Origin of the sequence: Flavobacterium rivuli WB 3.3-2 = DSM 21788, from assembly GCF_000378485.1 — a bacterium.
GTDB lineage: Bacteria > Bacteroidota > Bacteroidia > Flavobacteriales > Flavobacteriaceae > Flavobacterium > Flavobacterium rivuli.
This window is the reverse complement of record NZ_KB899968.1, coordinates 256,898-272,647: the sequence shown is the minus strand read 5'-3', so window position 1 is coordinate 272,647 and position 15,750 is coordinate 256,898. Positions and strand designations below refer to the sequence as shown.

Sequence of the window (15,750 nt, the reverse complement as noted above, 5' to 3'; positions counted from 1 at the left end):
AACTACTATAAAAAAAGCACCCCGGAGAGTGCTTTTTAAGAAATTATTTTTTGCCGGCCGGCTTATTTTTTTGCTGCTCCTGTGCCTGCTCCATCATCTCCTGCATTTTTCGCTGAAAACGGCCCTGTGTTTTAGGCTTGGTTTTGTTGTTCTGGATAAGGGCATGTATCTTATCTTCTTTTACAATGTGGTTTTTAATTACATACATAATACCTATTGTAATAAGGTTTGATATAAAGTAATATAAACTTAAGCCCGATGGGTTACTGTTAAAGAATACAAGCATCATTAGTGGCGATATGTATATCATTATTTTCATGATCTTGCTCATATCCGGCATGCCTTCCTGCGGTGGTGCAGCCATACTCTGGTCGCCCGATGTCATCTTCATGTAAAAGAAGATAGCTACAGAGGCAAGTATAGGAAACAAACTTACGTGGTCGCCATAAAACGGAATCCTGATGCCGTTAGGAAAACGGTATACAACATCATAAGATGACAGATCGGTTGCCCAAAGGAAACTTTGCTGCCTAAGATCGAAGAACGACGGGAAGAACTGGAATAGTGCATAGAACACCGGAATTTGCATTACCGCCGGTAAACAGCCTGCCATAGGGTTTACGCCTGCCGTGGTATACAGCTTCATGGTTTCCTGCTGTTTTTTCATCGGGTCTTTTTTGTACTTCTCGTTAAGCTCTGTAATTTCCGGGCGAAGCACTTTCATTTTTGCCTGAGACAGGTATGATTTGTACGTTACCGGAGACATTAACAACCTGATTATTATAGTAAACACTATAATAGAAATACCGTAAGGTAAAAATTTAGCAAGGAATGTAAATAGCGGTATAAACGCAAAACGGTTTATCCAGCCAAAAATACCCCAACCCAGTGGTATAACCTCATCAAGGTTACGGTTGTAGTCGTTAAGTATTTTATAATCGGCCGGGCCATAATACCAGTTCATGTTATAGCTTAGTTCTCCACCTTTGTAAGCAAGAGGCATTTTAGCTGTAAAGTTTTTAGTAAAAATAGTGTCGGTCTTTTCTTCCTTAACAAGATTTTCAGAGGTAAGGTCGGCAGTTTTAAAAGGAGTATCAGTAAGTAGTATCGATACGAACAAATGTTGTTTAAAAGCAACATACGTTACATCATCTACAGTTTCTTTATCATCTTTACCCTGGCCCAGCTTATCGTCTTTACCACCTTCAAATTCATAAACAAGATCTGTATAACGGCTTTCATAGCTTACACTTTTTTCGTTCCTGTATGATTTTAGCTGCCACTCAAGATCTATTGGTTTAGAGGTATCCACTATTTGAGAAAGGCCCTGCGTACGGATAGAAAAATCTAGCATAAAGTCTTTTTTAAGTGTATAACGATACTCTAAATACTGCTCAGGCCCTGCTTTAAGCCTTAAGGTAAGTATCTGATTTTCGCCTTCTTTAGTAACAACAGGCTCAAAATACATATCCTTAGTATTAAGCACACGGTTGTCTTTAGTTTTAAACTGAAGGTTAAAACTGGCGTTATTATCTTTTATAAGCTCTACCCTTTTGTTAGAACCTTTTTCAAACTGTTCAAAATTCTTAAGGTTAGCCTCTGCAATATAACCGCCCTTATTAGCAATGCGCAGTAAAAGCACATCGTTATTAAGTTCTGTAAAATTATTTTTGGCAGATGGCAGTGTAGCACTGTAGGCAAAAGCACCTAAGGAACTTTTTAGTTGTGCCACCTGTACCGAATCGCTTATAGTGGAATCTTTAACAACTGATGCAGAAGCCTGCTCCGGTATTTGCGTTTTTTTAGCTTTGTCCAGTTGCTCCTGTTTAGCCTTAGCTTTGTTTTCTGCTTCTGTTTTTGCAGATGAGTTATAGATCATCCATAACAGCAACAACATTATAAGCCCAAAGCCTACAATGGTTTTTAAGTCTAACTTTTTTTCTTCCATTTAGTTTTTAAAATTGATTCACTTTATGCGTTTACGGTTGTGCCGTAATTATGCTTTTACTTCGGTATTACCTACTTTTTTTTGCACCGCTGCTTTTATAAAGCTTTTAAATAACGGGTGTGGCGCAGCTACTGTACTTTTATATTCCGGGTGGTATTGTACCCCTATAAAGAATGGGTGTGTTTCTTCAGCCAGCTCTATAACCTCTACAAGGCCGGTATCGGGGTTAACACCACTTGTTATTAAGCCTGCACCCTGCAAATCTTCAAGGTAAGCACTGTTAAACTCGTAACGGTGGCGGTGGCGCTCCATAATTTGCGGCTGCCCGCTGTATATAGAACTCGCAAGGGTATCTGTGGTAAGGTCGCACGCCCATGCACCAAGGCGCATAGTACCGCCTTTATCGGTAATTGTTTTTTGCTCTTCCATGATGTTGATAACCGGGTAAGCAGTATGCTCGTTCATCTCGGTAGAGTTGGCATCTTTCCAGCCAAGAACATTACGGGAATATTCTATAACCGCCATTTGCATACCAAGGCATATACCAAAGAAAGGTATACCATTCTCTCTTGCATAACGAACAGTCTCTATTTTACCCTCTATACCACGGCCACCAAAGCCCGGTGCAACAAGAATACCATCAAGACCTTTAAATTTATCGGCAGCATTATCTTCGTCTATATATTCTGAATGAATGCTTATTACATTAACCTTAGTTTCGTTAGCCGAACCTGCATGTATAAACGCTTCAAGAATTGACTTATACGAATCCTGAAGCTCTACATATTTACCCACAAGGCCAATATTTACAGTATGCTTAGGGTTTTTAAGTCGGAAAAGGAACTCGTTCCATGGTTTTAAATCGGGAGTGTTTTTTTCAGGAAGGTCAAGCTTTTTAAGGGTAACCCTGTCAAGGCCTTCTTCCAGCATTAAGTTAGGCACATCATAAATGGTAGATGCATCTATACTTTGTATAACCGCCTCGCGCTTAACGTTGCAAAACTGTGCAAGTTTCTGCCTAAGGTCAGATGATAATTCGTGTTCTGTACGGCACACAAGGATATCGGCTTTAATACCGCTCTCCATTAATGTTTTAACCGAGTGTTGTGTAGGCTTGGTTTTAAGTTCGCCTGCTGCTGCAAGGTACGGTACCAGGGTAAGGTGAATAACAATACTGTTGCTCTCCCCAAGGTCCCAAACTAATTGCCTAACCGACTCTATGTACGGAAGCGACTCAATATCACCTACCGTACCACCTATCTCTGTAATTACAATATCATAATCGCCGGTGTGGCCCAGGAGCTGCATGCGCTCCTTAATTTCGTTGGTAATGTGCGGTATAACCTGCACCGTTTTACCAAGAAATTCGCCCCTGCGTTCTTTCTCTATCACCGAAAGGTATACCCTGCCGGTAGTAACATTGTTAGCCTGAGATGTAGGCACATTTAAAAAGCGCTCGTAGTGGCCTAAGTCCAGGTCGGTCTCGGCACCATCGTCGGTAACATAACATTCTCCGTGCTCGTAAGGGTTTAGCGTGCCGGGGTCTACATTAATATAGGGGTCAAACTTCTGAATGGTTGTCCTGTATCCCCTGGCCTGCAATAGTTTTGCCAGCGAAGCCGCTATAATTCCCTTGCCCAGGGAAGATGTAACACCTCCGGTAACAAAAATATACTTTGTCTGATTCATTATGGTATGCTGTTGTTGTTGTGTTGTAGTTCTGTAAAAAACTTGGCAAAAGTACGAAAATTAATTGATTGCAAAAGGAAATACCCCATGTAACAATTACTTAATGTAACATTTTAAAAATAAACAAGTTGCCGCAATACTCTAAAAATACTGCATACCATGTTATCTTACGGGTTATAAACCCGGCCATATATTTTACCTGACAAATTTTATACCACGTTAAGAAAATTTAACATTACATGGCAATGTGTCGCTGATGGCTCAAATTTATTGATGAGATGATAAAGTATGGTAAATTTTAAATGACAGTACGTCATTTACGTATCCTGATTATATAATAAGCATTTCAGCTTCGGAGAAGTGGGATATTTATAGAAATAGCTTAATTTGGTTAAAATGAGCTCGGGAAAAACATCACTACCAGATCATTTTCAATTCTTGTGGGAGACGCAAGCATTGCGTCTCTACGGTTAAACCTCACCCACCAATTGCTACATTAAGCAATTAATAATCACTTAACGCCCTTAGGATATTGTTTCTTTATATTATGTATCAGGCTTTCCAGCCCGTTAAGCTTAAGTTCATAAACAAGCTGTAATTGTAACCCAAGCGTACCTTTAGGAAAACCTTTATTATGGTACCACACTACATAATATTCGGGCAGGTCTATAAGAAAGCGGCCTTCATATTTGCCAAAAGGCATCTTTGTATGTGCGAGTGTAATTAAGAATTTTTGCTGGTCGTCCAAAATAAATTGCCCCTTATGGTTAAGGGGCAAAGGTATATAAATATAGAATTAATGAGTTTAATTTCGAAGTAAATAGTTTAATTATTTAAACAAATCATATCCGATTCCAAGTCCCCACCACCACTTGTTCTGATATGCCCAATCATTTAAATTACCGAACATTTTATCTTTACCCGTGAAAATTCCAATATTAAATTTTTCATATTCATAAGTCACACCGAAGCACATATAGGTAATTGCAAATTCATCAGATTTGATTCCTGCTACAGGTTTTAATGTAATCGAATCTTTTACAATACTGAAATATTTTTGTTGACTAATTCCTGCTGCGTATAGAATTGTTGAAACATAATGCGACCTGTAAGGATGGTTACCTATTTTATATTTCCATCCAAAACTATAACCTAAAGATAATGTACCCTCCACAACTTTGTTATTATTATCCCAGTATTGTTTTCTGATCTTCAGAGGTAAGGTTACAATTTTACCTAATAATGCACTACTTGCTAAATAATGCGTATTAGGCTCTAATTCTTTTTTGGATACCTTATAAATATAACTTTCAGGCTTCGATTCTGCATTTTCTATACCAAGTTCTATTATAGTATCAGTTACGAATTTGCATCCAGATAGTATTTTATATACTTAAAATCGCCTTCGTCAGACAAAACCTTATAACGAATAAATTTATTTTCTGATTGATTTGAAATATCCACGTATTCAGTAACTAAAACTTTGGACTTAGAATTGCCGTTAAAAGCCATAAAAGCTGTTGTAGATGTAGTTGTAACAGATGATGGTGGATTTGTACTTGTTGAAGTCGTAACTATTTTCCTCAGTTTTAATTGTTCTCTTAAATAGATTGGACTTTCTACGGCTGGCTCTGTAGTAGTAACAGTCGTTTTTTTTGTAGCGTTTACAGCTCCGTTAGGTGAAATTATAAAATCCCTTGGATCTGTCACTGGTCGATCTATTTTATAAATCTTTTTAACGCGAAGATTAGATTTTGTTTTGTAAACATTTCTGTTTCTTATGGTTGCTGTTATGAACGAAGTATTGCAGGAAAAGCTTAATAATAAAAATATTACAAAGAGTGATTTTTTCATAAGTAAGGTTTTAATTACTATAATTGAATTGGTTAACTCAAATCTAAGAATGTTAAAACCAAAAAAAAATACCTATAAATAGGTATTTTAAGAATCGTTTAACAAGGATTTCCTTGTTTATATTTCAGTGAAAGATTGTCTTTTACCAGTTAAACGTTACATCCTTTACTATATCCGGGTGCAGGCTTTGGTGTACCGGGCAGGTAAGTGCCGTACGCTGTAATATGGTTTTAGCTTTTTCATCGGCATCGCTTTTCATGGTAAACACCACTTTAATACCCGATATCCTGCGGGGTTCTGCCTGCATTGATTTTGTTACTTCGGCTACAGACCCTGTTAAGGACACACCCATGTCGCGGGCCTTGATACCCATAACGGTAAGCATGCAGCTTGCCAGGGCATTTGCCACAGTATCGGTAGGCGAAAATGCCTCGCCTTTGCCATTGTTATCAAGTGGCGCATCGGATATTATTTCGCTGCCCGATTGCAGGTGTATAGAGGAGGTTCTTAAATCTCCCAGGTAGGTTACTTTTGATGTCATGATTATTGTGCTTCTTTTACCAGCATGCCTTCGTCATACTGCAATATATAAACTCCTTTATTATAGTTGCCGCCGTTTACGTTATTGTAGGCAAATTTATTTTCTACCTGTGCCGACGATTTACCCTCTAACGTAGCCGCAATACCCTCAGGCTGGAAAAGGCGCATGATAACATCGAACGTTACGTCAAACCCACGTACTGCATATTGCGACGGGTTATAACCGTTCTTCTCCCTGAAAATTTTACGGAACAGCAGGCTTTGGGCATTATCATCGTCGCGGGTAATAGACGGGTACAGCATTTTTAGCTTAATAAGCCTTTCCAGCGGCACCTCATCATTATCAAGCTTATCGCTTTTGTCTAATACAGCAAGCTGAATTGTAAAGTCAGTTTGTGCCTCGGTAAGCAATTTGGTAACACCGGTTACAGAGCTTAATGCTTCGGTATCCAGTACTACATAATTGGTTTTATCTTTAACAAGCAGTGCACGAATACCATCTCCGGTTATACCGTCTAAAAATTTAACTTCGGGGAAGTTAGCCTTTATAAAATCGCGGGAGCTTGTTTTCTTTTTATCTACAATTGCCACAACATTACCGTTCTTGCTGCGCAGGTAGCTAAGCATGGCAAGGCGCATGTTTTCGTCGCTTGGTATACTCAGGTACAGGTTAGGGTACGGCTTACCGCCCTCTTTTGCCATAGGCGATATTACAGGGATGCCCGGCAGTAAAGCTGCGGCACTCTCTGCATTACCCTGAAAGAACGGGCCTATAACAGCACTGGCACTTGTTAACCCGCTTTTAAGGGTAGCTACATCCGATGTTTTAGAATTTTCTTTGGCATCAAGTATTTTAACCTTAAGCGGCAGCCCAAGTGTTTTAGCCGAATCTATTGCTATAAGTGCTCCAGCATAAAAATCTAACGTAAGGTTCAGGAATTTATCACTGCGCAATAATTTAGCCTTAACGGTATCGCTCTCTATACGGTACATATTAAACGGCAACAGCAGGGCAAGCTCTTTTGTATCTGATTTTTTTAAGGTACTGTTAAGGTTAACCACTGCACCAACGCCCTGCACCGGTACCGATGCCACCGGAAGTTTAAGCACCATACCTTCTTTAACGCCATCTTTAAGCGCGGGGTTTAGCGTGTAAAGTTCCTGCTCTGTAAGGCCGGTATCTTTAGTAAGGCTGTAAAGGGTTTCTTTAGGCTTTACGGTATAATCAATGTATTTATCTGCCTGGGGTGCCGCAGTTACAGCAGCCGTAGCCGCAGGTTCCGGCACTTTAGCCTCGGCAATAACAGCGTCTTTAGCCAGTTTAAGCCTGTAGCCTAATGGCAAAGTATCTTTAACAGCCGGGTTAAGCTCTTCTATAAGCTGCACGGTCATGCCGTATTTTTTTGCAATGGCATACTTGGTATCTCCGGCAGCAACGGTGTAGAACATGTAAGACGGTTCGCCTTTTTTATCCTGTTGCTTTTCGGCAATTTTAGCCTGTGCCTCTACCCCACTGCCTTTTACAGGTATAATAAGGTGCTGGCCGTTTTTAAGCCCGTCTTTAAGTAAGTCGGCATTTGCTTTTTCAAGGTCGGCAACGGTAACCTTATATTTTTTTGCAATACTGTAAAGGGTTTCTTTAGCAAGTACTTCGTGGGTGGTGTTCACCACTTTTGTAGCAGGCTCTTTAACCGCAGCATTTGCAGGAAGCGGTTTTACCGGATTGTTAGGAATAAGCAGCACGCTATCCAGCTTAAGCCCGTTCTTGGCATCGGGATTAAGGCGGTAAATATCGTAAGGTGTAATTTTATATTGTTTTGCAATGCTCACTACAGTCTCGCCCTTAGCTACCTTGTGTTTTTTAAGATCCTGAGCATAAGCAGGGGTTGAAAGCAATGCCAACGAAAAAAATAAAATTAAAATGTATTTCATACAACAGTTTTTAACAAAAATTAAGCCGCTACAAAGTTAGTTTTTGTAACGGCTAATTGCATTAATAAACCCCATAATTTTAAGTTAAAACAGTTTTTTTATTATCCCTTTGGCACACTGGCTGTTTGGTGGCCGTTGTTATAAACTGCATCATTGTTAATCCTGTTCGTTTTTTTAGCTTTATCTTTTGCTACATAACGCTTATCGGCAGGTATTTGCAAAACGGTGTTGTAGCTTATGCCATGTACTGCCTCCGGGTTAAGGTCGTAAATATTCTCCGGCGTGGTGCGGTACTTTTTTGCTATGAGCATTACCGTTTCGCCCATTTCTACTTTGTGGGAAACTACGTTCTCCTGCTTTACGTCATCCTCTTTTTCCGTTTGCGCAACTGCGCTAAAATAGCTACAAAAAATAGCCACGCCTAACACTAACAATTTCTTTCTCATACTCAATCACGTTAATTTTTCGCATTCCTCTAAAGCTAATTTATGATTAAATTATTTAAATTTTAAATAATATTTAACTTTAACATGTTAAAAATCAATTGGTAAAGATTAATCTTACTAAATTTACGGGTATGTAAGAAGTCACTTCCAAAAATTATTACCCGATTTTTATAATATTGCTAACATCCCTAAAATGAATATTTTAAACAATGATAAAATTTCTAATTGTTTTGCTTGCCGTTATATCCTGTTCATGCTCTTCTAAAATTGTAGTTAAAGGCAACGCAGCTACTGAAGGTAAAAGCAATCTGGTTCTTGTTGTATTAAATGATACATTATCTAAGTATGCTGAAACTGAATATGCCAGTATAAAAACGATTAATAAAATTTATGACAATAGAAAGTATGTTGCAAAAACTGATGTTAACGGAAAATTTAAAATTAAAGCTTACATGAACGATTCGCTATATTTTATAAGTCCAAATTATATTTCAAAAAAATTTAGAGTAGCAGATTTGGCTCAACAAAAGAGCAGCTTTATAATTTTAGAGCCGGTACCTTGCTTAGAGAATGTAAAGTGTGATGAAGCCCATCCAAAATTAAATATTGTTGTAGCAAAAAAATTAAAATTAACGCGTGTAAACACAGCTAATTGTCCTAACGTGGTTGCTTTCGATTCTAAATACAATGCTGAATATAAAGTACTGAAAAATGTGCATGGAAATTTTAGCAAAGACATTATCAATTTTGAAGTTTACAGCCACAATGGCATTGCCTCCATGTATAATTATGATATACTGCTACTTTATATTGCAGATTTATGTGGGAAGCCTGTACTGGTAAAGTACCAGTTTACAGATGTTTACAAAACAGAAGATGGTCGATGGGCAGCTCCTTACAATCCCTTTTTATACGATGGACTTAATGCTTCTGAAATTCTTAGCCCTGAAATAATAAAATTCAGGCAGCCAATTAAAATACTAACTACTGATACTTCTCAGGATTGGGTAAAAGAAAATTTCCCTGCGCCATATTACGAAATTAGGGGTAATGAAGTCATCCCTGTATATGGTAACTATATTGAAGATATAATTGAGCTTAAAAAGAAAACTGTTTTAAAAAATTATACCTTTTAATCCATCATCTATAATCTAAAAATCTCCTCCTACATATTCTGCGTGTAGTAGTTATAATCTTTAAGTATGGTATCTACAAAAGCGGTGGCATTAAGGCTGGTAGATTTTATCCCTGTTACATTTTCTATCTTTTCCTGTAGCTTAAGTATCATATCAAAGTCGGCAGTCTGGTAACTGGTTTCGTAAGTTTCTTTAATAATACGCACGTCGTTGTCGCTAAGCTTAATAACAAGCGGATATACCGGTACATAGTTGCTGCCTATATCGCGCAGGATAGTATGGTTAATAGTAACATCATTTTTTAGAGATATTACCGCCGTGCCCGCAGCCATGTCGCCTATGCGCTGGGTCTTTTTGCTCACATTCATGGCTATTAAGCCCACAAGCCCCATTAATCCGGTAACTTCTACAATGCGAAAAAGCCATCTTATAAGGTAATCGCCAAAGCCTGCCTGGTAGCCGTCTATCTTAATAACCTTAATTTTCATGATGCGCTTTCCTATGGTTTGCCCCTCAAAAAAGCTTTCCAGCAGCAGGGTATACAACAAAACAGGCAGCGATACAACCCCGTTAATGGCTATAATTGCCCACTGGTCCAGGTTATTTACCATACGGGTAACATCCAGCAGCTGTCCTATTAAAAAATAAACCACAAAATAATAGGCCGCAATCACCACCACATCAAGCAAGTAAGCCACTACGCGCTCGCCTACGTTTGCCGTATTAAAATTAATGTTAACATTTTGTGTAGTTGTTATAGATAGTTGTGGCATATTTTATATTTTAGCTATGTATGAGAGAAGTTGCGTTTATAAAACAAAATAAAGAAAAATGGCTCGAATTTGAGCAGGCAATTTTTGGTAAAGCTAAAAAAAATCCTGACGAAATTGCAAGCCTGTACATACATTTGGTTAACGACCTCTCGTATGCGCAAACATACTACCCTAAAAGTAAAACGGTTATATACCTTAACCACCTTGCCGCACTTACCTATCAAAAAATATATAAGACTAAGCGTGAGGAAACTAACAGGGTGGCCTACTTTTTTAAAACCGAAGTTCCCTTAATTGTTTACAACAACAGGCGTTACGTGCTGTATGCGTTTATCATGTTTTTTATCTTTACGGCAATAGGTGTACTATCTGCCAGTAAAGACGAAAACTTTGTGCGCGTTATCCTGGGCGACGAGTATGTAAACATGACCCTTAAAAATATAGACGAGGGCAACCCCGTAGCCGTTTATAAAAGCGGTGGCAGCGTGGGCAGCTTTATAGGCATAACGCTAAACAACTTAAAAGTAGGTGCCTATATGTTCATTTTCGGGATTACAGGCGGTATCATGACCATGTATTTCCTGTTTCAAAATGCAGTAATGCTTGGGTCTTTCCAGTATTTTTTTTACGAAAAAGGAGTCTTTTGGGAAAGTGTTCGCGGTATCTGGATACACGGCTGCATGGAAATTTTTGGGATGGTAATGGAGTGTGCCGCCGGGCTTATTTTTGGCGCAGCCTTATTGTTCCCTAAAACATTCTCGCGAGTAGAGTCGCTTAAAACAGGCTTTAAAAGCGGTCTTAAAATATGGGTAAGCACCCTGCCATTTACCTTTGCCGCCGGTGTGCTGGAGGGTTTTGTAACCCGCTATTCGCCAGATATGCCACGCGTTCTTAACATTGCCATTATACTAATAACCCTTGCAGCAATTACCTACTACTATCTTATATACCCTTATAAGGTAAATAAAAGGATTGCTCAGCCTGCTAAATAAAACAACAATACACGCCACACCAACAAACCTAACCTTGAACAAATTTATACTTTACATACTACTCCTTTGCAGTTCCTTGTGTGCCATGGCACAGGGAACTGAGGATACGCTGACAGATCCGCCGCCTATGGCAGATATTGATATTGATATTGCCATAGCGGATACCCTTAACCAACCCAAAACCCCCGCTGTTATTTATGAAGCGCCCGTTTATGGCAAACGAAGCTTTGCGCCGGGTTACCAGAAAAAATATGATGACGAAGATTTTATATACAAAGAGCAGGAGGCTAAAAAGTCGTTATGGCAGCGCTTTTTAGAATGGCTTTTTGGTGGTAGTAAAAAGAAAAGCAATGTAAACCTGCAATGGCTTAGTCCTGTTTTTAAAGTAGCAGCCTTTGGTATCATAGGGTTTGTGGTATACCTTATTGTACGCCTTATCCTTAACAAACAGGGGATGTGGATTTTTGGACGTTCGCGCGGCAAAATAGGCCCTGACAATGATGAGCACGAAGCTGTAAACATCCATGAAACCGACTTTAAGCAGCTTATAGAAGAAACAAAAGCAGCCGGCAATTACAGGCTGGCACTGCGCTACTACTATTTATGGGTGCTAAAAATGCTGTCGTACCGCGAAATTATTGGCTGGGACCGCGACAAGACCAACAACGATTACCTGTATGAAATAAAAGACACTACCCTGCGCAGGGATTTTGAGTACCTCTCCTATGTGTATGACCACAGCTGGTATGGCGATTTCCCTATAGATGAAAGGTCATTTGCTAAAGCCGAACGATCGTTTAAGAAAACCCTAAACACCTTATAAAATGAACAGGAAACTCATACTTTATATAGGCATAGTGGTTATTATTGCAGGATTGCTTATTTATGACGATGCATCGAGCCCCGATCCTATAGACTGGACACCCACTTATTCTACCAGCGCAAAGGCTCCGCTTGGGCTTTATGTGTTTAATGAGGAAGTGAACGGTTTAGTTAAAGGCGACAGCATCGAGAAATTCAGGATTACACCTTACGAGTATTTTGATGAAAAATACGACTATGATACCGAGAAATATACCATAAAGGGTACCTTTTTAGCCATTAGCGAAGTTGATGAAATAGACAGCCAGTCGGCTACAGAGCTGTTGTCGTTTGCCGATTATGGCAATACGGTTGTGCTGAGCATGAAACAGTTCCCGCAAAAAATTACAGATACACTTGATTTACATGCCGAATCGCGTTTCTTTGGCGACTCTATACAGTTTAACCTGCAAAAATCGCCTGCAAAAAAATACTGGTATAATGAAGGGGTTGGCGTTACTTTTTTTGACAGCCTTACGCCCCAGAAAATAAAAGAAAGCGGTATAAAAATATTAGGCTACCAGATAGACAACGGCAAAAAACTGCCTAATTTTATAGAGGTGCCCTTTGGCAATGGCCGCATACTGCTGCATACACAGCCTGCCGTTTTTAGTAATTATTACCTGCTTAAGGGCAACCATTACCAGTATACCCAGGACGTAGTGTCGCTAATACCGCGCGGTACCCTTTACTGGCAGGACGGCAATGCAACAAGCACCATGAACGATTCGCCGTTAGGCTACATATTAAAACAGCCTGCCCTTAAGGCGGCCTACTACCTTGGGCTTTTAGGGCTTGCCGTATTTATATTTTTTAACGCTAAAAGAAAGCAGCGCATTATCCCGGAAATTGCCCCGTTGCGCAATACTACTATAGATTTTGCCAAGACCATAGGCAACCTTTACTTTATGGAGGGCGACCACCATACTATTATAGAGAAAAAAATAATTTACTTTTTAGAACAGGTGCGCACAGAGTACCTTATAGATACGTACAGCCTTGACGATGCCTTTGCCGAAAAGCTGCACCTTAAGACCGGCAAACCTGTAGAAGAAATACAAACCGCAATAAACCTAATAAAAAAACACCGCCATAACTTTGCCAGTACAGAGGCCGATGTGGCAGCAGTAAACAACGCTATAGAAAATTTAAGGATATGACAGAATTTGACAACAATAATATTCCGGAAAATCAACCGGAAAACATTAATTTAGAAAAGGATACCACCCCCGATGTTAAACCTGTACCACCTGCCACAGAGCCGGAAAGCGAGGATATAACTTTTGGTGCCCGTACAGACCTTTCTAACTTGCAACGCAGCATCAATGCCGTAAAGCAGCAGCTTAACACGGTAATTGTAGGCCAGCATAAAATGATAGACCAGTTGCTTGTAGCCATACTGTCTAACGGGCATGTACTGCTTGAAGGTGTACCCGGCGTGGCAAAGACCATCACGGCAAAGCTGTTAAGCAAAACACTTTCGCTGGACTTTAGCCGTATACAGTTTACGCCCGATCTAATGCCGTCGGATATTTTGGGTACATCGGTATTCGACCTTTCCAAGTCGGAATTTACGTTTAAAAAAGGGCCTATATTTTCTCATTTTGTTTTAATTGATGAGATAAACCGTGCCCCTGCAAAAACGCAGGCTGCCCTTTTTGAAGTTATGGAAGAGCGCCAGATAACCGTAGAGGGTTCTACCTACACTATGGAGGCTCCTTTCCTGGTTATTGCCACACAAAACCCTATAGAACAAGAAGGTACGTACCGCCTGCCCGAAGCGCAGCTTGACCGTTTCCTTTTCAAGATAACTATAGACTACCCTAAGCTCGACGAGGAAATATCGATACTACAACGCGAAAATGCATTGCAGGACCGTAACAAGCTCGAAAAAATAGAGCGTGTACTCTCTCAGGCAGACATTATTAAATACCAGGCACTTGTAAAACAGGTTATGGTAGAGCCACAGCTTATAGAGTACATTGCCAAGATCGTGATAAACACCCGCGAGAACGCCTTTTTATATTTGGGCGCATCGCCAAGGGCATCTATTGCCATACTTAATGCTGCCAAAGGGTATGCTGCACTGCGCGGCCGCGACTTTGTAACGCCCGATGATATAAGAGATTCTGCCGTGCCGGTACTAAGGCACCGTGTGGTTGTAGCACCGGAGCGTGAAATGGAAGGCATTAGCAGCGAGCAGATCATTAAGCAGATTATAGACACTGTAGAAATTCCACGTTAATGAAGTGGCTAAACCGCATATACCTTAACAATTTTACCTTTTATGTTTTTATAGGCATACTGGTATGTTTTGTGCTGGCTTATATTTTTCCGGCACTGTACCAGGCCACATGGCTGCTGCTCTATATTTTTGCCGCCTTTTTGGTAATCGATTTCCTGTTGCTCTTTGCCAGCAACCAGCGTTTTACCGGCGACAGGCAAACGGTAGAAAAATTTAGCAACGGCGATGAAAATGCTGTTACGCTAAAAATAGAGAATGGCTACGGTTTCCCGGTTCGCCTTAAGGTAATAGACGAGATCCCGTTCCAGTTTCAGGTGCGTGATTTTCAGGTTATCCGTAAGGTGCCTGCGGGCGGGCACGATGCTTTCGAATATTTTTTACGCCCCCGTGAGCGTGGCGAATATTACTTTGGCAAACTAAATATTTATGTATCATCCCCCCTGCGCCTCGTGGCACGCCGCTTTATTTTTGGCGAAGGCCAGCTGGTGCCCACCTACCCATCCTACCAGCAATTGCGCAAGTATGATATGATGGCGTTTTCTAACAGGCTGTTTGACTATGGTCTTAAGAAAATTCGCCGCATAGGCCACACTATGGAGTTTGAGCAGATTAAGGAATATGTATCCGGCGATGATATCCGTACCATAAACTGGAAAGCGACGGCCAAGAAAAACCAGCTGATGGTAAACCAGTTTCAGGACGAGCGCTCGCAAAGTGTATACATGGTTATAGATAAAGGCCGTGTAATGAAGATGCCTTTTAACGGGCTTAGCCTGCTGGATTATGCCATTAATGCAACGCTGGTACTTAGCAACATTATCCTTAAAAAGCAGGATAAAGCGGGTATGTTTGCATTTTCGCGCAAGGTAGAGAACCGTGTGGCTGCCGAGAGGCGTTCTACACAAATGCAAAAGGTACTGGAAACGCTGTACAACATTAAGACCGACTTTTTTGAAAGTGATTTTGGCCGCCTGTATGCCGATGTTAAGAAGAACATTACCCAGCGCAGCCTTATTATTTTATATACCAATTTTGAAACGCTCGACGGGCTTAAGCGCCAGTTGCCCTACCTTAAAGGTATCGCTAAAAGCCACATGCTTGTTGTAGTATTCTTTGAAAACGTAGAACTGGAACAGCTTACCAACCAAAAGGCTGCCAACATACAGGAAATTTACGACCAGGTTATAGCCGAAAAATTTGCTTTTGAGAAAAGGCTTATCGTAAACGAGCTTCGCAAATATGGCATCTACTCGGTGCTTACAAAACCGGAAAGCCTTACTATAGACAGTATTAATAAGTACCTGGAAATTAAGGCACGCGGGTTATTATAACAA

General features: G+C 40.2%; 15 protein-coding genes. 6 read left to right on the top strand and 9 right to left on the bottom strand.

Features of this window, described 5'->3' with window-relative positions; translation table 11 throughout:
- Positions 1–43 precede the first annotated feature (43 nt).
- The 8 genes from yidC to F565_RS0107950 all read right to left on the bottom strand — a co-directional run bounded on the left by yidC (position 44) and on the right by F565_RS0107950 (position 8,409).
- Positions 44–1,948 carry a membrane protein insertase YidC gene (yidC, locus tag F565_RS0107995; protein ID WP_020212692.1) on the bottom strand — a complete coding sequence of 635 codons (1,905 nt, stop codon included), beginning with the start codon at positions 1,946–1,948 and terminating at the stop codon, positions 44–46.
- 48 nt (positions 1,949–1,996) lie between these two features.
- Entirely contained in the window at positions 1,997–3,637 is a 1,641-nt protein-coding gene (locus F565_RS0107990) for a CTP synthase (protein WP_020212691.1), read from the bottom strand.
- A gap of 511 nt (positions 3,638–4,148) precedes the next feature.
- On the bottom strand, positions 4,149–4,385 hold the full coding sequence (locus F565_RS0107980) for a DUF3820 family protein (RefSeq protein WP_020212689.1): 237 nt from the start codon (positions 4,383–4,385) through the stop codon (positions 4,149–4,151).
- Positions 4,386–4,466: 81 nt separating this feature from the next.
- Positions 4,467–4,811, bottom strand: a complete 345-nt coding sequence (locus F565_RS22845) for a hypothetical protein (RefSeq protein ID WP_154652566.1) — start codon at positions 4,809–4,811, stop codon at positions 4,467–4,469.
- A 185-nt stretch (positions 4,812–4,996) separates the two neighbouring features.
- Positions 4,997–5,491, bottom strand: a complete 495-nt coding sequence (locus F565_RS0107970; protein ID WP_154652565.1) for a hypothetical protein — start codon at positions 5,489–5,491, stop codon at positions 4,997–4,999.
- Positions 5,492–5,633: 142 nt separating this feature from the next.
- Positions 5,634–6,032, bottom strand: a complete 399-nt coding sequence (locus F565_RS0107960) for an OsmC family protein (RefSeq protein WP_020212685.1) — start codon at positions 6,030–6,032, stop codon at positions 5,634–5,636.
- A 2-nt stretch (positions 6,033–6,034) separates the two neighbouring features.
- Positions 6,035–7,963 (bottom strand): muramidase family protein, encoded by a 1,929-nt coding sequence (locus F565_RS0107955; protein ID WP_020212684.1) that lies wholly within the window; start codon positions 7,961–7,963, stop codon positions 6,035–6,037.
- A gap of 101 nt (positions 7,964–8,064) precedes the next feature.
- On the bottom strand, positions 8,065–8,409 hold the full coding sequence (locus F565_RS0107950; RefSeq protein WP_020212683.1) for a LysM peptidoglycan-binding domain-containing protein: 345 nt from the start codon (positions 8,407–8,409) through the stop codon (positions 8,065–8,067).
- A 209-nt stretch (positions 8,410–8,618) separates the two neighbouring features.
- Between F565_RS0107950 and F565_RS0107945 the strand changes: the two genes are divergently transcribed.
- Positions 8,619–9,545: a hypothetical protein gene (locus tag F565_RS0107945; RefSeq protein ID WP_020212682.1), complete on the top strand. Its 927-nt coding sequence runs from the start codon at positions 8,619–8,621 to the stop codon at positions 9,543–9,545.
- A gap of 29 nt (positions 9,546–9,574) precedes the next feature.
- Here F565_RS0107945 and F565_RS0107940 read toward each other — a convergent pair whose 3' ends face one another.
- Entirely contained in the window at positions 9,575–10,318 is a 744-nt protein-coding gene (locus tag F565_RS0107940; RefSeq protein WP_020212681.1) for an RDD family protein, read from the bottom strand.
- A gap of 20 nt (positions 10,319–10,338) precedes the next feature.
- Between F565_RS0107940 and F565_RS0107935 the strand changes: the two genes are divergently transcribed.
- Genes F565_RS0107935 through F565_RS0107915 form a run of 5 tightly spaced genes read left to right on the top strand, consistent with a single transcriptional unit; the run spans position 10,339 to position 15,747 of the window.
- Positions 10,339–11,310, top strand: coding sequence for a stage II sporulation protein M (locus F565_RS0107935; protein WP_020212680.1), 972 nt, complete (start codon positions 10,339–10,341; stop codon positions 11,308–11,310).
- A gap of 34 nt (positions 11,311–11,344) precedes the next feature.
- Positions 11,345–12,133 carry a DUF4129 domain-containing protein gene (locus F565_RS21335; RefSeq protein WP_154652564.1) on the top strand — a complete coding sequence of 263 codons (789 nt, stop codon included), beginning with the start codon at positions 11,345–11,347 and terminating at the stop codon, positions 12,131–12,133.
- Between the two features lies 1 nt (position 12,134).
- Positions 12,135–13,331: a DUF4350 domain-containing protein gene (locus tag F565_RS0107925; RefSeq protein WP_020212678.1), complete on the top strand. Its 1,197-nt coding sequence runs from the start codon at positions 12,135–12,137 to the stop codon at positions 13,329–13,331.
- Entirely contained in the window at positions 13,328–14,416 is a 1,089-nt protein-coding gene (locus F565_RS0107920; protein ID WP_020212677.1) for an AAA family ATPase, read from the top strand. The genes F565_RS0107925 and F565_RS0107920 overlap by 4 nt, the downstream gene beginning before the upstream one ends.
- Positions 14,416–15,747, top strand: coding sequence for a DUF58 domain-containing protein (locus F565_RS0107915; RefSeq protein ID WP_020212676.1), 1,332 nt, complete (start codon positions 14,416–14,418; stop codon positions 15,745–15,747). The genes F565_RS0107920 and F565_RS0107915 overlap by 1 nt, the downstream gene beginning before the upstream one ends.
- The last annotated feature ends 3 nt before the right edge of the window (positions 15,748–15,750 follow it).